Here is a 21,980-nt window from a genome sequence, read left to right as displayed (position 1 = left end):
ACCGCCGACGCCTCTGAGCAAACGCTCAATCGGTCGCCGATTGTTCCAGACGGACGACGACGGACTTGCTGGCCGGGGTGTTGCTGGTGTCCGCGGTCGCGTCCAGCGGCACCAGGACGTTGGTCTCCGGGTAGTACGCCGCCGCGCAGCCCCGGGCCGTCGGGTAGTGCACGACGCGGAAGCCGGGCGCCCGGCGCTCGACACCGTCCTTCCACTCGCCGACCAGGTCGACGTACGCGCCGTCCCGGACGCCGAGGGCCCGGGCGTCCTCCGGGTTGACCAGGACGACCCGGCGGCCGTTCCTGATCCCCCGGTAGCGGTCGTCCAGGCCGTAGATCGTGGTGTTGTACTGGTCGTGCGAGCGCAGCGTCTGCAGCAGCAGCCGGCCCTCGGGCAGCTCGGGGTACTCGACCGGTGCCGCGGTGAAGTTGGCCTTGCCGGTGGCCGTGGGGAAGCGGCGTTCGTCGCGCGGGGCGTGCGGCAGGGCGAAGCCCCCGGGGCGGGCCACGCGCGCGTTGAAGTCCTCGAAGCCCGGGACCACGCGCCCGATGCGGTCGCGGATCGTCGCGTAGTCCTTCTCGAACTCCTCCCAGGGCGTGGCACTGCCCTCGCCCAGCACCCGGCGGGCCAGCCGGCACACGATGGCCGGCTCGGACAGCAGGTGGGCGCTCGCCGGTTCCAGCCGGCCGCGGGAGGCGTGCACCATGCCCATGGAGTCCTCGACGGTGACGAACTGCTCGCCGCCGCCCTGGACGTCCCGTTCGGTGCGGCCGAGCGTCGGCAGGATCAGGGCGCGGGCGCCCGTGACGGCGTGCGAGCGGTTGAGTTTCGTCGACACGTGCACGGTGAGCCGGGCGCGGCGCATCGCCGCCTCGGTGACCTCCGTGTCGGGGGAGGCGGAGACGAAGTTGCCGCCCATCGCGAAGAACACCTTGGCCTCGCCGTCGCGCATCGCGCGGATGGCGCGCACGACGTCGTAGCCGTGCTCGCGCGGCGGGGCGAAGCCGAACTCCTTTTCCAGGGCGTCCAGGAAGGCGGGCGCCGGGCGTTCGAAGATGCCCATGGTGCGGTCGCCCTGCACGTTGGAGTGGCCGCGCACCGGGCAGACGCCGGCGCCGGGACGGCCGATGTTGCCGCGCAGCAGGAGGAAGTTGACGATCTCGCGGATGGTGGGCACGGAGTGCTTGTGCTGGGTCAGGCCCATCGCCCAGCACACGATGGTGCGCTTCGAGGCGAGCACCATGTGCAGGGCTTCCTCGATCTCCGCGCGGGTGAGGCCGGTCGCCGTGAGCGTCGCCTCCCAGTCGGCGGCGCGGGCGGCCTCGGCGAACTCCTCGTACCCGTGGGTGTGCTGCTCGACGAACGCCTCGTCGACCGCGCCGTCGGTGTCCAGGATCAGCTTGTTGAGGAGCCGGAACAGGGCCTGGTCGCCGCCGATGCGGATCTGCAGGAACAGGTCGGTGAGCGCGGCGCCCGCGGTGAGCCCCTTGGGGGTCTGCGGGTTCTTGAAGCGCTCCAGGCCCGCTTCGGGCAGCGGGTTGACGCTGATGATCTTCGCGCCGTTGGCCTTGGCCTTCTCCAGGGCGGAGAGCATGCGCGGGTGGTTGGTGCCCGGGTTCTGGCCGGCCACGATGATCAGGTCCGACTTGTGGAGGTCCTCGAGCAGGACGCTGCCCTTGCCGACGCCGATGGTCTCGGACAGGGCCGAGCCGGACGACTCGTGGCACATGTTGGAGCAGTCGGGCAGGTTGTTGGTGCCGAGCTCGCGCGCGAAGAGCTGGTAGAGGAACGCGGCCTCGTTGCTGGTGCGTCCGGAGGTGTAGAAGACGGCCTCGTCGGGCGAGTCCAGGGCGGCGATCTCCTCGGCCACGATGTCGAAGGCGCGCTCCCAGGTCACCGGCTCGTAGCGCTCGCCGCCCTCCGGCAGGTACACCGGGTGCGTGAGCCGTCCCTGCTGGCCCAGCCAGTAGCCGCTGCGGGTGGCGAGGTCGGCCACCGGGTGCGCGGCGAAGAACTCCGGGGTGACCCGGCGCAGGGTGGCCTCCTCGGCGACGGCCTTGGCGCCGTTCTCGCAGAACTCCGCCTTGTGCCGGTGGTCCGGCTCGGGCCAGGCGCAGCCCGGGCAGTCGAAGCCGTCCTTCTGGTTGACGCTCAGCAGCGTCAGCGCGGTGCGCTTCACGCCCATCTGCCGCTGGGCGATCCGCAGGGTGTGGCCGATGGCCGGGATGCCCGCCGCCGCGTGCTGGGGTTCGGTGACCTGCGGGGCGTCCTGGACCGGATCACCCGTGGGCGGCTTGGTGGCCATCGCGCGCTCCTTCGCTTACGCGTGTGAGGTACGTCTCCGATCCTCGCACGGCCCTGTGACAGTGAGGGAGGCCGGGCGGGCCGGGACGCGCAAGCGGTGGTTGCGGCGGCGGACGGAGCCAGGCCGTGCCGACGGCGAGCGCGGGGCCGAGTGTCAGTGGTCCGTGGCAGGATCGGGGGCGTGGCAGAGACAGCAGCGAAGAAGACCGACAACACCTCCGGCGGCGTCCGTCCGCGCCTGATGCTCATGGACGGGCACTCGCTGGCCTACCGCGCGTTCTTCGCGCTGCCCGCGGAGAATTTCACGACCGCGACGGGCCAGCCGACCAACGCGATCTACGGTTTCGCGTCGATGCTGGCCAACACGTTGCGTGACGAGGCGCCGACCCACTTCGCGGTGGCGTTCGACGTCTCCCGCAAGACCTGGCGGTCCCAGGAGTTCACCGAGTACAAGGCGAACCGCTCCAAGACCCCGGACGAGTTCAAGGGGCAGGTCGAGCTGATCGGCGAGCTGCTCGACGCCATGCACGTGCAGCGCTTCGCCGTCGAGGGCTTCGAGGCCGACGACGTCATCGCCACGCTCGCCACGCAGGCCGAGGCGGAGGGCTTCGACGTCCTGATCGTCACCGGCGACCGGGACTCCTTCCAGCTGGTCAGCGAGCACACCACGGTGCTGTACCCGACCAAGGGCGTCTCCGAGCTGACCCGTTTCACGCCGGAGAAGGTCTTCGAGAAGTACGGGCTGACCCCCGCCCAGTACCCGGACTTCGCGGCCCTGCGCGGCGATCCGTCCGACAACCTGCCGGGCATCCCGGGCGTCGGCGAGAAGACGGCCGCGAAGTGGATCAACCAGTTCGGGTCCTTCGCGGAGCTGGTGGAGCGCGTCGAGGAGGTCAAGGGCAAGGCCGGGCAGAATCTGCGCGACCACCTGGAGTCCGTGAAGCTCAACCGCCGGCTCACCGAGCTGGAGCGCCGGGTCGAGCTGCCGAAGACGGTCACCGACCTGGAGCGTGCCGCGTACGACCGCAAGGGCGTCGCGGTGATCCTGGACACCCTGGAGATCCGCAACCCGTCCCTGCGGGAGCGGCTGTACGCCGTCGACCCGGGCGCCGAGGAGGCCGAGGCGACCCCGGTCGTGGCGGACGGGGTGGAGCTGGACGGCACCGTGCTGGGCACCGGCGAGGTGGCCGGCTGGCTCGCCGGGCACGGCACGCGGCCGCTCGGCGTGGCGACGGTCGACACCTGGGCGCTGGGCACCGGCTCGGTCGCCGAGGTCGCGCTCGCCGCGGCCGACGGGAAGGCCGCCTGGTTCGATCCGGCCGAGCTGGACGAGGCCGACGAGGCGGCGTTCGCGGCCTGGCTGTCCGACCCGGACCGGCCCAAGGTCCTGCACAACGCCAAGGGCGCGATGCGCGTCTTCGCCGAGCACGGCTGGAGCGTCGCCGGCGTCGGCATGGACACGGCGCTCGCCGCCTACCTGGTCAAGCCGGGCCGCCGCTCCTTCGACCTGGACGCGCTCTCCCTGGAGTACCTGCACCGCGAGCTGGCGCCCGCCGCCGCGGCCGACGGCCAGCTCGCCTTCGGCGCGGACGACGGCGCCGAGGCCGAGGCGCTGATGGTGCAGGCCCGCGCGATCCTGGACCTGGGCGAGGCCTTCGAGGGCCGTCTGGCGGACGTCGGCGCCGCCGACCTGCTGCGTGACGTGGAGCTGCCCACGTCCGCCCTGCTGGCCCGCATGGAGCGGCACGGCATCGCGGCCGACCGGGAGCACCTCCAGGCCATGGAGCAGATGTTCGCCGGCGCCGTGCAGCAGGCGGTGAAGGAGGCGCACGCGGCGGCCGGGCACGAGTTCAACCTCGGCTCGCCCAAGCAGCTCCAGGAAGTCCTCTTCGGCGAGCTGAACCTGCCGAAGACCAAGAAGACCAAGACCGGCTACACCACGGACGCGGACGCCCTGGCGTGGCTCGCGGCGCAGACCGAGAACGAACTGCCGGTCATCATGCTCCGCCACCGCGAGCAGGCCAAGCTGCGGGTCACGGTCGAGGGCCTGATCAAGACGATCGCCGCCGACGGCCGTATCCACACCACGTTCAACCAGACGGTCGCCGCGACCGGCCGCCTCTCCTCCACGGACCCGAACCTGCAGAACATCCCGGTCCGCACCGACGAGGGCCGGGCGATCCGCCGCGGCTTCGTCGTCGGCGAGGGCTTCGAGTCGCTGATGACGGCCGACTACAGCCAGATCGAGCTGCGCGTGATGGCGCACCTCTCCGAGGACACCGGCCTGATCGAGGCCTTCACCTCCGGCGAGGACCTGCACACCACCGCCGCCGCGCAGGTCTTCTCCGTCGAGCAGTCCGCGGTCGACGCGGAGATGCGCCGCAAGATCAAGGCCATGTCGTACGGGCTGGCGTACGGTCTGTCGGCCTTCGGTCTCTCCCAGCAGCTGAACATCGAGGCGGCCGAGGCCCGCGGCCTGATGGACGCCTACTTCGAGCGGTTCGGCGGCGTGCGGGACTATCTGCGCCGGGTCGTCGACGAGGCACGGGCGACGGGCTACACGGCGACGCTCTTCGGCCGCCGCCGCTACCTGCCCGACCTCAACAGCGACAACCGCCAGCGCCGCGAGGCGGCCGAGCGCATGGCGCTGAACGCGCCGATCCAGGGCACGGCCGCCGACATCGTCAAGATCGCCATGCTCAATGTGGACAAGGCGCTGCGCGAGGCCGGCCTCACCTCCCGCATGCTGCTCCAGGTCCACGACGAAATCGTCCTGGAGGTCGCCCCGGGCGAGCGCGCGGCGGCGGAGGAACTCGTCCGCCGCGAAATGGCGAACGCCGTGCAGCTCAGGGTCCCCCTGGGCGTCTCGGTGGGCGTGGGACCGGACTGGGAGTCGGCGGCGCACTAGCCGGTCGCCGGAGCACGGACGGGGCGGCCGGGCCGTCGGCAGCCGGGCGACCGACGACCGGCGGACGGGGCGGCCGACACAGGCGGGGGAACGCCGCGGGTTTGCGCGCTCGCGGCGAACGTCTCCGGCTCACCGTCCCCGCCGCTGTCATCGCCCCTCGCCGAAGCCCGGCGACCGTTCCTGGCCGCCATCGCCGGCCGGGGGCCGGGGGCCGGCACGGAGGCTGTCGACCTTCGCCCGGTGGGTACGCCGTTCACCGTCGTCCCCCGCGCCCGGCACACGCGCAGTCGTCCGCCGCCCCGGAGGGAATCGCCCCCGCTCGCCCCGCCCGGCAGGGCCCGTCACTCAGGTGGCCCCCGCGAAAGCGCCCCCCGCCCCCGGCTCCCGTGAGGATGCGGGCATGGGTATACGCATGCTCCACCACCGGACCACACCGGGACGGGCAAGCACAGACCGACCCGCCCGTGTGCCACTTCTGCCGGTCCCGGTCTTCGCGCCGGGCGCGAGTACCGGCCGCACCCCCACCACCCTCACGACGGCCCTGCGCCGCACCACGGCAGACCTCCGTCGCGGGCTTCTCCACCGGGACCGGAACCAGGCCGCCGCGACGCCCCCGCGCGAGACGCCCGCCTGGCGCCTGTGGGCCGACCTCGCCCGCGGCTACCTGGCGCTCGCCCTCACCCTGCTGCCGCGGACCCGGCCCGCGCACACCTTCACCGTGTTCGTGGCGAGCACCGACACGCCTAGGGAGCGACCCGGCGGTCCGTTCCCGTACCGGGGCCTGCCGGGACGGCGGGGACGGGGGCCGGACGACGCCACACCCTGACCGCCGCGGCGTACAGCAGCAGCCCCGGGACGAGTCCCGCACCCGCCCCGAAGCACACCGTCGGGATCAGCTCCCAGGGTTTCGCGACATCACCCCGGTAGTCCCACCACCGGGTGGCCCGCCGCACCGCCCCGGCCACCGCACAACCGCCGAGCACCGCCCCGGCCCACCACCGGTCCCGCTCCGAGAGCACCGGAACGTGCGACGCCCCGGTCCGGGGTGTCCGGCGCAGCGCCCGCGCCAGGAACACGGCGAGCACGACGGCCGCCACGGCGGAACTCCCGTACTGGAGGTACCAGTACAGCGGAGAGCCCGCTATCTGCCGGCCGAGGACGGGGAACACCTTCATCCCCCACTGGTCGAGGTGCGTGAACGCGTCCCACACCACATGGGTCGACGCCCCCAGCACCGCCGACACGTACCACCACAGCAGCAGCGACGGCCGCACACGCGCGCGCGGCGCCCCGCACCGCAGGAGGGCGGCGACCCGCTCCTGCCGGGACGGCGGCAGCAGCAGGGCCACCAGCGGCTCCCGCACGACCAGCCACAGCCCCACCAGCGCCCAGGCGATGGCCACATCGACGGTGAAGACACCCGGGAAGGAGTGTGTGACGTCCCCGAACTCCATCGCCCCGGACAGGAAACTCGCCGCGTAATAGGTCATGTCGGGAGCAAACGTTCCCGCCACCAGCGCGGCCGGCACCAGCCGCCCCCGTCCGGCCCCGTCACCCCGCAGCGCGGGCAGGACGGCGGCGGCGTGACTGAGGGTGAACGGCAACGAAACTCCTCTTATGGCCAACCGGTGAATATCGGGCACGAACGGGTCCCCGTGCAAAGCAAGTTGTCGTAGGGTCGCCTGCGGCACCGTGCTGATCGAACAGACGAGCACTGCGCGGGGAAGGTTGCGGCGCAACCTCCGACGCGCACCGGTCGTCGCGACAGGACGGGTACGACGGGCGAGTACGACAGCCGAGGACGGACGGACGCGCGGGCGTCCACGGGAGGGGTTCACTCAATGGCGGTGCATTTCGACAGGAGGCTCCGCAAGGCGGCGGTCACCACCACCGTCGCGGCGGTCGCGGTCGCGGCCCTGTCCGCGTCCCAGGCGCCCAACGTGACGACCGACGCCAACGGCAGACAGATCACCTCCGACAACGTGCCGGCCTCCGACACGCCCGCCGAGGAGAGCGCGACCGGCAACTCGCCGTACTACACGGACCTGCCGCCGCTGAACAGCCCGAGCCCCGCGCCGACCATCGGCACCCCCGCGTCCCGGACACCGTCCGAGGGGGGCATCCCCGCCACCGTCCTCGACGCCTACAAGAAGGCCGAGTCGGCGCTGCGCCGGTCCAAGCCCGGCTGCAACCTGCCCTGGCAACTCCTCGCCGCCATCGGCAAGGTGGAGTCGGGCCAGGCCCGTGGCGGCCGCGTCACCGCCGACGGCACCACGACCAGTCCGATCATCGGCCCGCAGCTCGACGGCAACGGCTTCGCGCTCATCAAGGACACCGACAACGGCGTCTACGACGGCAACAGCGCCTACGACAACGCCGTCGGCCCCATGCAGTTCATCCCCTCCACCTGGGCCTGGGCCGCCCGCGACGGCAACGGTGACGGCAAGGAAGACCCCAACAACATCTACGACGCCGCGCTCGCCGCCGGTCACTACCTGTGCCGCAACGGCTGGGACCTGTCCGACCAGGCCGACCTCGACCGCGCGATCCTCAGCTACAACAACTCGCAGGACTACCTCCGCACGGTCCTGACGTGGCTGGAGCACTACCGCAAGGGCACCCACGAGATCCCGGACGGCACCGGCGCCCTGCCCGGCAACCGCAGCGACGACGGCGCGGCGAGCAGGCCCGGCCCGTCGCCCAGCGGTACGGGCCCGACCACGCGCCCCACGCCCCCCGGCAAGCCGTCGCCGAGCCCGGACGAGCCGGGCGGTTCCAGCGGGCCCGGCAAGCCCACGAACCCCACCAACCCGACGAACCCTTCGAACCCGACGGACCCGGGCACCGGCTCCCCGACCCCCGAGCCGCCGGACCCGACCGACCCCGAGACCCCGCCCGACAACCAGACCCCCACCGACACGGTCCACCACCTGGAGAACGCGGGCACCACCGGGCTCACCGCCATCGCCGGCGACACCTTCGCCGAGAAGATCAGCACCCGCGCCGAGACCAGGGCCGGGAAGACCGTCGGCAAGGTACGGATCCGCTTCACCATCCTGGGCGACACGGACGCCACCTTCACCGGCGGTGAAAAGGTGGCCGTGGCCACCACCGACGCCTCCGGCGTGGCGGTCGCACCCGCGTTGGTGGCGGGCGAGAAGACCGGTGCCTTCACGGTGCGGGCCGCCGTCGCCGGCCGGATGGTCCCCGGCGTCGACTACAAGGCGACCGTCACCGAGCGCGTCGCCGACGCCCTCGCGCGCACCGACGCGACCGAGCTGACCTGCACGCCCGGCGGCGAGTTCGCGGACCGGGTCGGGGTCAAGGCCACGTACGAGGGCGCCGTCGCGGACAAGGTCGCCGTCACCGCCACGCTCATCAAGTCGGTGCTCGACCCGGCCGCGAACGACAAGGGCCCCTACTTCAAGGACGCCGACGGCAAGGCCGTCCGCACCCTGACCGGTCTGAAGACCGACGCCAAGGGCCTGCTGACGATGCCGAAGCTGTACGCGGACGACACCGCCGGCACGTACGTGCTGCGCCTGACCACCGCGGGCGGCGCCACGCTCGACGTCCAGCTGGAGGTGGCCGAGGCGAAGCCGACGCCGAGCCCGTCGCCCGACGCGCCCGACGCCTCGCCCAGCCCCTCCACCGGGCCGTCGACCGAGCCGGACGCGTAGGAGCACGGTTTCCGCGCGCACGGCCGAGGGGCGCCCTCCGCTTCGGTGGGGGCGCCCCTCGGGCACGTCGTCGTCCGCTCACTTCCCGAGCCGGGCCTTGGTGTGCCGGGTCGGCTCCGCCGTGGCCGGGTCCTCGGGCCACGGATGCTTCGGGTAGCGGCCGCGCAGCTCCGCCCGTACGCCGTTGTAGCCGTCCTTCCAGAAGGAGGCCAGATCGGCGGTGACCGCGGCCGGGCGGCCGGCGGGGGAGAGGAGATGGACGAGGAGCGGCACCCCGGCGACCTCGGGCGACTGCTCCAGCCCGAACATCTCCTGCAACTTCACCGCGAGGACCGGCCGCGCGGGGTCGCCGTAGTCGATTCTGATCCTGGACCCGCTGGGGACGGTGATCCGCTCCGGTGCCAGCTCGTCGAGCCGTGCCGCCTCGCCCGACGCCCAGGGCAGCAGCCGCGCCAGCGCCTGCCCGGCGTCGATCCGCGCCAGGTCGGCCCGGCGCCGGGCCCGGCTCAGCTCGGGCTCCAGCCACTCGTCCACGCGCGCGTGCAGCGCGTCGTCCGAGACGTCCGGCCAGGGGTCGCCGAGTCGTTGCCGCAGGAAGGCGAGCCGCTGCCGCAGCACCTCCGCGTCGGCCGGCCAACGCAGCAGCCCGAGCCCCTCCCGCCGCAGCCCCTCCAGCAGCGCGTTCCGTACGAGAGAGGGGTCGGGGTCGGCGAGTGGCCGTGCCGTGAGCTCCACCGCGCCGAGCCGTTCGACCCGCCGCGCCACGACGTCGCCGCCGGCCCAGTGGACTTCGTCCCGCTCCTCCAGCAGCGTCCCCGCCGCCAGCCGGGCCGTCGCCTCGTCGACGACCGCGCCGAGCTGTACGCGCGCGTGCCTCTTGCCCACGGGCCGGTCTGCCACGGCCACGGCGATCCAGGGGCCCCCGCGCAGCGCCGACGTCATAGGCAGTTCGGCCCGGGTGCCGGACACCATGAGGTACGAACCGCCGTCCTTCCTGGCCACCCGCTCCGGAAACGCCAGCGCGGTCACCAACCCGGCGACAACGTCGTCGGTGACGTCCCGCGCCAGGCCGGGACCGGGGCCCGGCCCGGCGGCCCGCAGCCGTCGGACCTCGCTCCGCCACCGCGCCCCGTACGCGTCGCCCCCGCGCCGCGCGGCGCGCAACGCGGCCACCAGATCGTCCCCGTACTCCCATGGAGGCTCCTCACTGAGCAGGGCCACCACCTCGGCCACGCGGGTCCCTGGGGCGACGGAGTCGGACCCCTGACCGCCGGGGACCCGAGCGTCCGAGCCCCGGCCGCCCGCGCCCTCGGCGCCGGTGCCGGTCGCACCGGCGCTCGTGCCGGTGGGAAGCCCGGTGCCCGTGCCGGTTCCTGCCCCTGAGCCCGTGCCCGCCCCCGTGCCTTCCGCGTCGAGCAACGCCCGCCCCAGCCGGGGGTGCAGCCCGAGGCGGGCCAGCCGTGCTCCCCGCCCCGTGGCGCGGCCGGTGGCGTCCACCGCGCCCACGGCCGTCAGTACCGACCGGGCCGCCTCCATCGCGCCGCCCGGCGGCGGATCGAGCAGCGCCAGCCCGGACGCGTCCGGGTCCCCCCAGCAGGCCGCCTGCAAGGCGAACGCCGTAAGGTCGGCCACCTTGATCTCCGGTGCGGGAAAGCGCGGCAGACGGGCGTCCTCGGCCTCCGCCCAGCAGCGGTACACCGTGCCCGGCGCCTCACGCCCGGCACGCCCCGCCCGCTGCCGCCCGGCGGCGCGCGAGGCACGTACCGTCGTCAGCGCGCTGAGCCCCCGCGCGTGGTCCACCCGCGGCTCCCGGGCCAGCCCCGCGTCCACGACCACCCGCACGCCAGGGACCGTCAGCGACGACTCGGCCACCGAGGTCGCCAGCACCACCCGGCGCCGTGTCCCGGGGGCCAGCACCGCGTCCTGCACGGCCGCCGGTGCCCGCCCGTGCACCTGGAGCACGTCCACGTCCCCGAGACCCGTCAGATGTCCGGCGACCCGGGCGATCTCACCGACCCCGGGCAGGAAACACAGCACGTCCCCGGCCCGCTCGGCCAGCGCCCGGCGCACCACCGACGCCACGTGCGCGAGCAGCGCCGGGTCCACCCGCATGCCGTGCGGCGGCCGCACCGGGCGCGCCGGCGGCGCCCACACGACCTCCACGGGGTACGACACACCCTGGGCCTCGACGACCGGCGCGTCGCCCAGCAGGCGCGCCCAGCCCGCCGCGTCGGTCGTCGCCGAGGCGGCCACCAGCCGCAGCTCCGGCCGCAGCGTCTGCCGCACGTCCCACAGGAACGCCGCCGTGGTGTCCGCGTCCAGATGCCGCTCGTGGCACTCGTCGAGCACCACCGCGTCGACGCCCGTCAGCTCCTGGTCCCGCTGGAGCCGCTGCAGCAGCACACCGGTCGTGACGACCTCCACGCGCGCGTGGCGTCCGACGACCCGCTCGCCGCGCACGGTGTACCCGACGCTCCCGCCGGGCTTCTCGCCCAGCAGCCAGGCCATCCGCCGGGCCGCCGCCCGTGCCGCGATCCGCCGCGGCTCGGCCACCACCACGCGCCGCGCGGGGCCCTCGCCCAGCAGCCCGGCCAGCGCGAGCGGCACCAGCGTCGTCTTTCCGGTGCCGGGCGGCGCGACCAGCACCGCGGTGCCGTGCCCCTCCAGGGCGTCGTGCAGGGCGGGCAGGGCACCGCGTACGGGCAGGGCGTCCAGGGCGTCGTAACGGATCACGCCCCCAGTGTCGTACGCCGGCGAAACCGCCCTCCACGCGCGCGTGCCCGGCGACGGTGGCTCAGTCCCGCTCGCAGACGAAGATCGCCGTCCCGGGGATCAGGTGACCGCGCAGCGGCGACCAGCCGCCCCACTCGGAGGTGTTCCAGTCCGGCCACTCCGGTTCGACGAGGTCCACCAGCCGGAAACCGGACGTCACCACGTCCCGCACCCGGTCGCCGAGCGTGCGGTGGTGCTCGACGTACACCGCGCGGCCCTCGTCGTCCTGCTCGACGTACGGCGTGCGGTCGAAGTACGAGGCGGACACCGACAGCCCCTCGGGGCCCGGCTCGTCCGGGAACGCCCAGCGCAGCGGGTGCGTCACCGAGAAGACGAAGCGGCCACCGGGCCGCAGCACCCGGCGCACCTCCCGCAGCACCAGCCGCGGATCGGCGACGAAGGGCAGCGCCCCGTACGCCGAGCACGCCAGGTCGAAGGAACCGTCCGCGAAGGGCAGCACCGCGGCGTCCGCGCAGACCAGGGGGAAGGAGGAGCCGATGCGCAGCGCGTGCTGGAGCTGGCGGTGCGAGAGGTCCAGCGCCACCGGACGGGCACCCTGGGCGGTCAGCCAGCGCGAGCACTGGGCGGCGCCGGCGCCGATCTCCAGGACGTCCTTGCCCTTGAGCTCCTCCGGCGGTCCGAGCAGCTCGGCCTCCACCTCGTCCAGCCCTTCGGGGCACCACACGAAGCGGTCGTCGCCGAGGAACGTGCCGTGCTCCACCTGGTACTCGTCCGCGTTGCGGTCCCACCAGCCGCGGTTGGCGCGGGCGCTCTCCGTGACACCGGCGGCACGTCGGGTGGCCTCGGGCTCGGCGGGTCCGCCGGATCCGGCTTCGGGCGCTGCCTCGGACACTACGGGCTCTTGGATGACCTGCTCCCTCGTACTAGTCTGCGGGCTTCCGCGCCGTCGGCCCCGCGTGTCGCAGGGCGCGCCCAAGGGGTCCGTGTGGCCTCGGGGGACGGCAATTGTGCCGGGAATGGGACGATCCGCCCCGGGTGTGCGGCTTCGCGCATTGACCCTGCCCGGCTGCCCCCGTATGCTACAAGTTGCGCTGCGGGCCTGCGCACCTCAGACGTAGCAGGTCGCGCTCGCATCTGTTGTATGTCCCCTCGGTTCTCGAGGCGTCACCAGCGGTTTTCGGTGGCGCTTACTTGGCTGTCCGGCTTCTGCAGAGCGAAACGGGCTCCCGGCGTAAGCAGTACCTACGACTCAATGTCCGTACCGGAGCCCTTTCCCACATGACGAGCAGCACCGAGACCACCGCCACCACCCCGCAGGTAGCGGTCAACGACATCGGTAACGAGGAAGCCTTCCTCGCCGCGATCGACGAGACGATCAAGTACTTCAACGACGGCGACATCGTCGACGGCGTCATCGTGAAGGTCGACCGGGACGAGGTCCTGCTCGACATCGGTTACAAGACCGAAGGTGTCATTCCGAGCCGCGAACTCTCGATCAAGCACGACGTCGACCCGAACGAGGTCGTTGCCGTCGGCGACGAGATCGAGGCCCTGGTCCTCCAGAAGGAGGACAAGGAAGGCCGCCTGATCCTCTCGAAGAAGCGCGCCCAGTACGAGCGTGCCTGGGGCACCATCGAGAAGATCAAGGAAGAGGACGGCATCGTCACCGGTACCGTCATCGAGGTCGTCAAGGGTGGTCTCATCCTCGACATCGGCCTCCGCGGCTTCCTCCCGGCCTCCCTGGTCGAGATGCGCCGTGTCCGCGACCTCCAGCCCTACGTGGGCAAGGAGCTCGAGGCGAAGATCATCGAGCTGGACAAGAACCGCAACAACGTGGTCCTGTCCCGCCGTGCCTGGCTGGAGCAGACCCAGTCCGAGGTCCGCCAGACCTTCCTCACCACCCTCCAGAAGGGTCAGGTGCGGTCCGGCGTCGTCTCCTCGATCGTCAACTTCGGTGCCTTCGTGGACCTGGGTGGCGTCGACGGTCTGGTCCACGTCTCCGAGCTGTCCTGGAAGCACATCGACCACCCGTCCGAGGTCGTCGAGGTCGGTCAGGAAGTCACCGTCGAGGTCCTCGACGTGGACATGGACCGCGAGCGCGTCTCCCTGTCGCTGAAGGCGACCCAGGAAGACCCGTGGCAGCAGTTCGCCCGCACCCACCAGATCGGCCAGGTCGTGCCCGGCAAGGTCACGAAGCTGGTGCCGTTCGGTGCGTTCGTCCGTGTGGACGAGGGCATCGAGGGTCTGGTCCACATCTCCGAGCTGGCCGAGCGCCACGTGGAGATCCCGGAGCAGGTCGTCCAGGTCAACGACGAGATCTTCGTCAAGGTCATCGACATCGACCTCGAGCGCCGCCGCATCAGCCTCTCGCTGAAGCAGGCCAACGAGGCCTTCGGTGCCGACCCGTCGGTGGTCGAGTTCGACCCGACCCTGTACGGCATGGCCGCGTCCTACGACGACCAGGGCAACTACATCTACCCCGAGGGCTTCGACCCCGAGACCAACGACTGGCTCGAGGGCTACGAGACCCAGCGCGAGGCCTGGGAGACGCAGTACGCCGAGGCGCAGCAGCGCTTCGAGCAGCACCAGGCGCAGGTCATCAAGTCCCGCGAGGCGGACGAGAAGGCCGCTGCCGAGGGTGGCGACACCGCGGGTGCCGCTCCGGTCGCGTCCGGTGGCGGCGGCTCGTACTCCTCCGAGGGTGGCGACAACTCCGGCGCCCTGGCGTCGGACGAGGCGCTGGCCGCGCTGCGCGAGAAGCTGGCCGGCGGCCAGAGCTGAACGCGGGCGGAGGCCGCTGAGGCCTAGCCGTTGACTGAGGGGCCGTACCTTTCGAGGTGCGGCCCCTCAGCCGTGTCCGCACGCCGGCAAGATCGGATCCCGCCCGGCCGGGAATTCCGGCCCCCGCGCGGACGTTGTGACGTACGAACACGAGGAGGGGAGCGGTCACTGTGCTTGATCCGCAGGGTTTGTACGCATGGGAGCCGAAGGGCCTGGCCGTCGTCGACATGGCACTCGCCCAGGAGTCGGCCGGACTGGTCATGCTCTACCACTTCGACGGATACATCGACGCCGGCGAAACCGGCGACCAGATCGTCGACCAGGTGCTCGACTCGCTGCCCCACCAGGTCGTCGCCCGCTTCGACCACGACCGGCTCGTGGACTACCGGGCGCGCCGGCCGCTGCTGACCTTCAAGCGGGACACCTGGACGGACTACGAGGAGCCCACCCTCGAGGTGCGGCTGGTCCAGGACGCCACCGGAGCGCCCTTCCTGCTGCTTTCGGGCCCCGAACCGGACGTGGAGTGGGAGCGTTTCGCCGCGGCCGTGCGCCAGATCGTGGAGCGGCTCGGCGTCCGCCTGTCGGTCAACTTCCACGGCATCCCCATGGGCGTCCCGCACACCCGCCCCGTGGGCATCACTCCGCACGGCACCCGCACCGACCTGGTCCCGGGCCACCCCAGCCCCTTCGAGGAGGCGCAGGTCCCCGGGAGCGCCGAGGCGCTCGTCGAGTACCGCCTCATGCAGGCCGGCCACGAGGTGCTGGGCGTCGCCGCGCACGTGCCGCACTACATCGCCCGTTCCCCGTACCCGGACGCGGCGCTGACCGTCCTGGAGGCGATCACCGGGGCGACGGGCCTGGTCCTGCCGGGCATCGCGCACTCCCTGCGCACGCAGGCCCACCGCACCCAGACCGAGATCGACCGGCAGATCCAGGAGGGCGACGAGGAGCTCACCGCTCTCGTCCAGGGCCTGGAACACCAGTACGACGCCGCGGCGGGCGCCGAGACGCGGGGCAACATGCTCGCCGAGCCCGTCGAGATCCCCTCGGCGGACGAGATCGGCCGCGAGTTCGAACGGTTCCTGGCGGAGCGGGAGGGCGACGGCTGATCCGGTCATGTACCGGATGGCCGTGCCCCATCTGTCCCGGCCGTGGCGGGGATGTTCCGGTCGGACTGACCGGCGGTGTCGGAGTCGGTAAGTTTCTCCCGTACCTGCGGGATTGGTGAGGTGGAGGCGCGGTCATGCTGTCCGTGGGCCTGACCGGCGGAATCGGCGCCGGCAAGAGCGAGGTGTCGCGGCTGCTCGTCGAGCGCGGTGCCGTGCTGATCGACGCGGACCGGATCGCACGCGAGGTCGTCGCCCCGGGCACCCCGGGGCTCGCCGCGGTCGTGGCGGCCTTCGGCGAGGAGGTGCTGGGCGAGGACGGCGGCCTGGACCGGCCGAAACTCGGCTCCATCGTCTTCGCGGACCCGGAGAGGCTGGCCACGCTCAACTCGATCGTGCACCCCCTGGTCGGCGACCGCTCCAGGGCACTGGAAGAGGCCGCCGCCGACGACGCCGTCGTCGTCCACGACGTGCCCCTGCTCACCGAGAACGGCCTGGCCCCGCTGTACGACGTCGTGGTCGTCGTCGACGCCGACCCGGCCACCCAGCTCGACCGGCTGGTACGGCTGCGGGGCATGACCGAGCAGGACGCACGGGCCCGCATGGCCGCACAGGCGACGCGCGAGCAGCGCCGGCGGATCGCCGACATGATCATCGACAACGACGTACCGCTGGACCGGCTGCGGAGCCGCGTGGACGAAGTGTGGGACGAGCTGACCCGCAGGGCCCGCGAGCCGCACCGGCCACCCCGGGGCCGGGAATAGCGGCACACACACGGGCGTTGATCCCTTCCAGCGAGGGAAGGACTTCTGCCGTGCCCGACACCAGCGGATCGACCGGACGTACGCCCGAGACCGATGTCATCGACTTCCGCGCGGCCGAGCAACTGCTCGCGGCGCGGGACCCGCGGGGCGCGGTGAAACTGCTCGACGGAGTCATCGGCGCCCATCCCGAGAACACGGCCGCGCGGCTGCTGCGCGCGCGTGCCTTCTTCGCGGCGGCCCAGCTGAGACCGGCCGAGCTGGAGTTCACCATCGTCCTGGAGCGCGAACCGGACAACGCCTTCGCCCACTTCGCCCTCGCCCGTACCTACGAACGCCGGGGGTGCGGTGAGCAGGCGCGCCGCCACTTCCGGCTGGCGGCGGCACTGGACCCGAACCCGGAGTACCTGCAACAGGCGCGCTTCGACTCCTGACGGGCCGCTAGACCGGTCGGGCCGGTGGCAGGGCGGGACCGCACGTGTTCACTCGGTCGGGTGAACGGACGTCGAGTGGGAACGCACGTGCGAGGGTGGGCCGTTGGACGGGCATGGAGCTGAGCATGCGAGAGGGACACCAGGGGACGGGACCGGGGGCGATCACCCCGGACGGCTGCGCGGTCGAGCTCCATGCGCGGCTGCCCGCCGGAGCGGAGCCGGACATCGTCGCCGCGGCCGTCCCCAAGGGCGCCCGCATCCTGGAGCTGGGCAGCGGCGTCGGGCGCATGACCCACCCACTGCTGGAGCGGGGGTTCGACGTGACCGCGGTGGACGAGTCCGCCGAGATGCTGGAGCGTGTGCGCGGGGCCCGGGCGATACGCAGCCCGATCGAGGACCTGGTTCTGGGCGAGCGCTTCGAGGCGGTGCTGCTGGCGTCGTTCCTCGTGCACGCCGGTGACAGGGAGGTGAGACGGGGCCTGCTGCGCACCTGTGCACGGCACGTCAGGCAGGACGGCTGTGTGCTGATTCAGCGGGAGGGCCCGGACTACCACTCCGACCTGCCCCGTGAGCGGGTCGATCCCCGCGGCTTCACGGTACGGATCGTGTCGTCGGAGCCGGTCGGGGACGGCGTCAACTCGGTGCGCGCGGAGTACGAGTTCCCCGACGCGGTCTGGACGCAGACGTTCCGGGCGCGGCCGATGACCGACACGCAGTTCGAGGAGGCGCTGTCCGAGGCGGGGCTGCGAGCGGACCGCGTTCTGACCGACGACGGGACGTGGGTGAGGGCGGTGCCCACATCGTGGAGTGAGGGGCGATGAGTTCCGGGCCGACCGGCGGTCTACATCCCCGACAGCATCACGGACCGCTCACCAGGAGAGCCCCATGTCTCAGCCCGTCGCCTCCACCGTCCCCACCTCCCCCGCGGCCCCTGCCGCTTCCGCGGCCTCGGCGACTTCCGCCGCACCGGCCCGTGGGCGGGGCGCCCGGATCGTCCTGCGTGCGGTGCAGGTGCTCCTCGCGGTGTTCTTCGCCGTGGCGAGCGCCCTGCCCAAGCTGATCGCGCACTCCTCGGCGGCCGACATCTTCGCCGACATGGGCTGGGGCAACGCGGGCATGTTCACCATCGGCGCGCTCGAACTGGCGGGTGCCATCGCCCTGTTGATCCCCGTACTCCAGTCGGTGGCCGCGACGGCGCTCAGCGCTCTGATGGTCGGCGCGTTCGTGGTCCAGCTCGCCTACTTCGACGGAGCCAACGCCGCGACTCCCGTCATCCTCATGGTGCCGCTCCTGATCATCGCCTGGGCCCGCCGTGGACACAACGCGGAGCTTCTCCGATGGGCACGGATTCGGCGCGCCTGAGCCGGTCACGCGGATCGCCGCACGCTCTCAGGGCCTGGTCTGGGCGTCCTTGCGGGCGCGGTTCAGGCCCTCGAGCCCACGCAGCCGTTCCAGCTCGCGGCGGTCGCGCTTGGTCGGGCGGCCGGTGCCCCGGTCGCGGACGCCGGCCGGGGCGACGGCCTCGCGGGGCGGAGGCGGAGGGGAGTTGTCGAGGTAGCACTGGGCGGCGACCGGTGCACCGACGCGCTTGCGGATCAGCCGCTTCACGACGACGACGCGTTCCCTGCCCTCGTGGCGCAGGCGGACCTCGTCCCCGACGCGCAGCGAGTACGCGGGCTTCACCCGCTCGCCGTTCACCCGGACATGGCCGCCTCGGCAGGCGGTCGCGCCCAGGGATCGAGTCTTGATGAGACGGACGGCCCAGATCCAGCTGTCCACGCGGACGCTCTCGCCGCTCTGCGGCCCGGCCGCCTCGGCGGCGGCGATCGCTGCGGCGGTCTTCGGGTCCGGGAGCGGGGCCTGGGATGTGGCGGCACCACCGTCGCCGGTGCCGGTTCCGGCCGGCCCGCCGTTCCTGCCCTCGTCATGCTCGGAAGCCATGCCCCGACCTTAACCGCCCGGCGCACCGGGCGGGGCCGCCATTTCCGGGGCGACCCGGGTCCGACCCCGGTGTCCCGGCGTCCCCGCGTTCGGCCGGCAGGTCCCTGTGGGCCGGGGCGGACCTACGGTGGAGGCATGGACACCAGCGGCCTCTGCGAACTCGACCGGCGGATCTCCGGGTGCCGGGCCTGCCCACGGTTGGTCGACTGGCGGGAGGAGGTGGCCCGTACCAAACGGGCGGCCTTCGCCGACTGGACCTACTGGGGCCGGCCGGTGCCGGGCTTCGGCCCGCCGGACGCGCGGCTGCTGATCATCGGCCTCGCCCCCGCGGCCCACGGCGGCAACCGCACCGGCCGGATGTTCACCGGTGACCGCTCCGGGGACATGCTGTACCAGACGTTGTACGACGTGGGCCTCGCCTCACAGCCCACCGCGGTCGCCGCCGACGACGGCCTGGAGCTGTACGGAGTGCGCATCACCTCGCCGGTGCACTGCGCCCCGCCCGCCAACAAGCCCACTCCCACCGAACGGGACACCTGCCGTTCCTGGCTCGTCCAGGAGCTGGGCCTGCTGAGGCCGACGCTGCGGGCCGCGGTCGTACTCGGCGCCTTCGGCTGGCAGTCCGCACTGCCGGCGTTCGCCGAGGCCGGCTGGACCGTGCCCCGGCCACGCCCCGCCTTCGCACATGGCGCGCACGTCGCCCTGGACGCCGCCGAGGGACCGGCCCTGCGCCTCTTCGGCTGCTTCCACGTCAGCCAGCGCAACACGTTCACCGGCCGGCTCACCCCCGAGATGCTCCGCGAGGTGCTGCGCACGGCGGCCCGGACGGCAGGGCTGACCGTCAGGTAAAGGAGATGAGCGGTTCCGGCCGGCCGGGCTACGGTGCTCCGATGGGCCTCTATCCGGTGATCGAACCGTACGACCACGGCATGCTCGACGTGGGCGACGGCAACCACGTCTACTGGGAGACCAGCGGGAACCCGCACGGCAAGCCCGCGCTGGTCCTGCACGGGGGGCCGGGGAGCCGGACGAGTCCGAACCTCAGGCGGTACTTCGACCCCGCCGCCTACCGGATCGTCCTGCTCGACCAGCGCGGCGCCGGGCGGTCGCTGCCCCGCGCGAGCGCCCACGACACCGACATGAGCGTCAACACGACCGCCCACCTCATGGCCGACCTGGAGCGGCTGCGCGCCCACCTGGGCATCGAACGGTGGCTGGTGTGGGGCGTGTCATGGGGCTCGATACTGGGCCTGCGGTACGCGCAGACCCACCCGGGAGTGGTGTCCGAGCTGGTGCTGACCGGAGTCGCGACCGGTTCCCGCGCCGAGGTGGAGCTGCTGACGCGCGGGTTGGGCAAGATCTTCCCCGACGCCCACGAACTGTTCCTCGCCGAGCTGCCCCCGAAGGACCGCGACGGCAACCTGGCCGCCGCGTACAACCGCCTCCTGGAGTCGCCCGAGCCCTCGGTGCGTGACCGGGCCGCGCGTGCCTGGACCGACTGGGAGACGGCGACGATCCCGGCACCGCCCGGTTCGGTCGCCCGGTTCGAGGACCCGGAGTTCCGCAGGGGCTTCGCCCGCACCGTCACGCACTACTGGGGCAACGACCACTTCCTCGGCGAGGGCGAGGGCGAGGGCGAGGGCGAGGGCGAGAACGAGAGCGACGGTGGCGACGAGGGCGTGGTCCTGAGGGACGCGCACCTGCTGGAGGGCATCCCGGGCACCCTGGTGCAGGGCAGCCTCGACTTCGGCAACCTCCTCGGCATCGTATGGAGACTCCACCACGCCTGGCCGGACAGCGAGCTGGTGGTCGTGGACGAGGCCGGACACGACGCGGGAGCGGTCGGTGACGAGGCGCTGCGGGCGGCGACCGACAAGTACGCCCGAGCCGGGGACCGGACCACCGGCCGTTCCTCCTCGCGCACGGACCTCTCGCGCACGGACCCCTTGCTCACGGACTCGTCCGTTCCGGCACGGCCGCCGTCGCCGTGATCTCCACGAGCTGCCCCGGGTATCCGAGGCAGGCGACCCCCAGCAGCGTCGAGGAATGCGGCCCGGTACTGAGCCCGGACGCCTCGACGACCTCCCACACGGCGGACAGCGCGGCGGTCTCGGTGCTCACGACGTACACGTCGGTCGACAGGACGTGCTCCGGCCCGCTGCCCACGGCGTGCAGCTGCTCGGTGAGATTCGCGATCACCTGCTCCGCCTGCCGGACCGGATCGCCCTCACCGACCAGCTTTCCCTCGCCGTCGAGCGGCACCGATCCGGCGAGGAAGGCGAGCTTCGTCCCCGCCTCGACGACGGAGGCGTGGGAGTAGGCGGGCGGCGGAAACAGACCCGGTACGGTGACGCGCTGAATCATGTGGGCTCCAGGGAGGCGAACGGACAATGCTCCGATCGTCCGCTCATCCCGCCCCGCGCCGCACCTGAATTTCCCTCGCTCCCCGCGCTCCGGCCGCCTAAGCTGCCGACTCCCACCACACCGGCCCTCCCCGCCATCAGGAGCCCCGCGCAGTGCCCTCCCTCACGGACCAGGCCTTCCTCGACACGACCGCCGACCGGCTCGCCGCCCTGCCCGCCGTCCGGGCGGTCACGCTGGGCGGCTCCCGGGCCCAGGGCACCCACGGGCCCGGCAGCGACTGGGACCTGGCGGTCTACTACCGGGGCGACTTCGACCCCGACGACGTCCGCGCCCTCGGCTGGCCCGGTGAGGTCTCCGAGGTCGGTGCCTGGGGCGGCGGCGTCTTCAACGGCGGCGCCTGGCTGACGATCGACGACCGCCGGGTCGACCTGCACTACCGCGATCTCGACGCGGTCGAACACGAGACGGCGCAGGCGGCGGCGGGACGCTTCCGCATCGAGCCGCTGATGTTCCACCTCGCCGGCATCCCGACGTACCTTGTGGTCGCGGAACTGGCCGTCAACGAGGTGCTGCGCGGCGAACTGCCCCGCCCCGCCTACCCCGGGGCCCTGCGTGCCACCGCTCCCGACCGCTGGCACGGTGCGGCCGCCGCCACCCTCGCCTACGCCAAGGCGGGCCACGCACCCAGGGGTGCCCTCACCCAGGTGGCCGGCGCGATCGCCCTCGCCGCCACCCAGACGGCACACGCGGTCCTGGCGGCGCGGGGGGAGTGGGTGACGAACGAGAAGGGGCTGACCGGGCGCGCCGGGCTGGACGGCGTCGACGCGTTGGTGGCGGACCTGACGCCGGAGCCGATGAACTTGGCGCGGGCGGTCGGTGACTGCGAGACGCTGCTCGGCCGGGCAGTACGGACGGCGGCCGGGTGAGAGCGGTTGCTCGTGCGGATGTCATCGATCGGCTGTCCACGA

Annotated in this window: 17 protein-coding genes; 11 read left to right on the top strand and 6 right to left on the bottom strand. The window is 72.8% G+C overall.

Translation table 11 applies throughout. From position 1 onward, the window contains the following. Positions 1–25: 25 nt before the first annotated feature. Entirely contained in the window at positions 26–2,305 is a 2,280-nt protein-coding gene (locus M6G08_RS01130; protein WP_272585314.1) for an FdhF/YdeP family oxidoreductase, read from the bottom strand. Between the two features lie 180 nt (positions 2,306–2,485). Here M6G08_RS01130 and polA point away from each other — a divergent pair, with 180 nt between their 5' ends. Next, entirely contained in the window at positions 2,486–5,212 is a 2,727-nt protein-coding gene (gene polA, locus M6G08_RS01125) for a DNA polymerase I (RefSeq protein WP_272585313.1), read from the top strand. A gap of 743 nt (positions 5,213–5,955) precedes the next feature. On the opposite strand, the gene M6G08_RS01120 is transcribed toward polA, so the two are convergent. Beyond that, positions 5,956–6,816, bottom strand: coding sequence for a DUF4184 family protein (locus M6G08_RS01120; RefSeq protein WP_272585312.1), 861 nt, complete (start codon positions 6,814–6,816; stop codon positions 5,956–5,958). A 237-nt stretch (positions 6,817–7,053) separates the two neighbouring features. Here M6G08_RS01120 and M6G08_RS01115 point away from each other — a divergent pair, with 237 nt between their 5' ends. Further along, entirely contained in the window at positions 7,054–8,892 is a 1,839-nt protein-coding gene (locus tag M6G08_RS01115; protein WP_272585311.1) for a lytic transglycosylase domain-containing protein, read from the top strand. Between the two features lie 78 nt (positions 8,893–8,970). Here the strand turns inward: M6G08_RS01115 and M6G08_RS01110 are convergent, their stop codons facing one another. Continuing rightward, a complete protein-coding gene (locus M6G08_RS01110; RefSeq protein ID WP_272585310.1) occupies positions 8,971–11,625 on the bottom strand; it encodes an ATP-dependent RNA helicase in 2,655 nt (884 codons plus the stop codon). Positions 11,626–11,686: 61 nt separating this feature from the next. Beyond that, positions 11,687–12,601, bottom strand: coding sequence for a class I SAM-dependent methyltransferase (locus tag M6G08_RS01105; RefSeq protein WP_383140650.1), 915 nt, complete (start codon positions 12,599–12,601; stop codon positions 11,687–11,689). A 302-nt stretch (positions 12,602–12,903) separates the two neighbouring features. Between M6G08_RS01105 and rpsA the strand changes: the two genes are divergently transcribed. The 6 genes from rpsA to M6G08_RS01075 all read left to right on the top strand — a co-directional run bounded on the left by rpsA (position 12,904) and on the right by M6G08_RS01075 (position 18,069). Beyond that, positions 12,904–14,406 carry a 30S ribosomal protein S1 gene (gene rpsA / locus M6G08_RS01100; RefSeq protein ID WP_272585308.1) on the top strand — a complete coding sequence of 501 codons (1,503 nt, stop codon included), beginning with the start codon at positions 12,904–12,906 and terminating at the stop codon, positions 14,404–14,406. Positions 14,407–14,576: 170 nt separating this feature from the next. Continuing rightward, positions 14,577–15,515: a PAC2 family protein gene (locus tag M6G08_RS01095; protein ID WP_272585307.1), complete on the top strand. Its 939-nt coding sequence runs from the start codon at positions 14,577–14,579 to the stop codon at positions 15,513–15,515. Between the two features lie 134 nt (positions 15,516–15,649). Beyond that, positions 15,650–16,276, top strand: coding sequence for a dephospho-CoA kinase (gene coaE, locus M6G08_RS01090; protein WP_272585306.1), 627 nt, complete (start codon positions 15,650–15,652; stop codon positions 16,274–16,276). Between the two features lie 50 nt (positions 16,277–16,326). Beyond that, a complete protein-coding gene (locus M6G08_RS01085; RefSeq protein ID WP_073721775.1) occupies positions 16,327–16,707 on the top strand; it encodes a tetratricopeptide repeat protein in 381 nt (126 codons plus the stop codon). Positions 16,708–16,832: 125 nt separating this feature from the next. Continuing rightward, entirely contained in the window at positions 16,833–17,528 is a 696-nt protein-coding gene (locus M6G08_RS01080; protein WP_272585305.1) for a class I SAM-dependent methyltransferase, read from the top strand. A gap of 64 nt (positions 17,529–17,592) precedes the next feature. Continuing rightward, positions 17,593–18,069 (top strand): DoxX family protein, encoded by a 477-nt coding sequence (locus tag M6G08_RS01075; protein ID WP_272585304.1) that lies wholly within the window; start codon positions 17,593–17,595, stop codon positions 18,067–18,069. 27 nt (positions 18,070–18,096) lie between these two features. On the opposite strand, the gene hslR is transcribed toward M6G08_RS01075, so the two are convergent. Next, positions 18,097–18,648, bottom strand: coding sequence for an Hsp15 family ribosome-associated heat shock protein (hslR, locus tag M6G08_RS01070; RefSeq protein WP_272585303.1), 552 nt, complete (start codon positions 18,646–18,648; stop codon positions 18,097–18,099). 135 nt (positions 18,649–18,783) lie between these two features. On the opposite strand from hslR, the gene M6G08_RS01065 reads away from it, so the two are divergent. Then, positions 18,784–19,497: a uracil-DNA glycosylase gene (locus tag M6G08_RS01065; protein WP_272585302.1), complete on the top strand. Its 714-nt coding sequence runs from the start codon at positions 18,784–18,786 to the stop codon at positions 19,495–19,497. A gap of 41 nt (positions 19,498–19,538) precedes the next feature. After that, positions 19,539–20,639: a prolyl aminopeptidase gene (pip, locus tag M6G08_RS01060; protein WP_272585300.1), complete on the top strand. Its 1,101-nt coding sequence runs from the start codon at positions 19,539–19,541 to the stop codon at positions 20,637–20,639. Here the strand turns inward: pip and M6G08_RS01055 are convergent. Further along, positions 20,599–21,012, bottom strand: coding sequence for a RidA family protein (locus M6G08_RS01055; RefSeq protein ID WP_272585298.1), 414 nt, complete (start codon positions 21,010–21,012; stop codon positions 20,599–20,601). The genes pip and M6G08_RS01055 overlap by 41 nt on opposite strands. 152 nt (positions 21,013–21,164) lie before the next feature. Here M6G08_RS01055 and M6G08_RS01050 point away from each other — a divergent pair, with 152 nt between their 5' ends. After that, positions 21,165–21,938, top strand: a complete 774-nt coding sequence (locus M6G08_RS01050; RefSeq protein WP_272585297.1) for a nucleotidyltransferase domain-containing protein — start codon at positions 21,165–21,167, stop codon at positions 21,936–21,938. Positions 21,939–21,980: the final 42 nt, after the last annotated feature.

Origin of the sequence: Streptomyces sp. M92, assembly GCF_028473745.1 — a bacterium.
Classification (GTDB): Bacteria; Actinomycetota; Actinomycetes; order Streptomycetales; family Streptomycetaceae; genus Streptomyces.
Note: the sequence above shows the minus strand (reverse complement) of the source record. Positions and strands in the feature narration are given on the sequence as shown.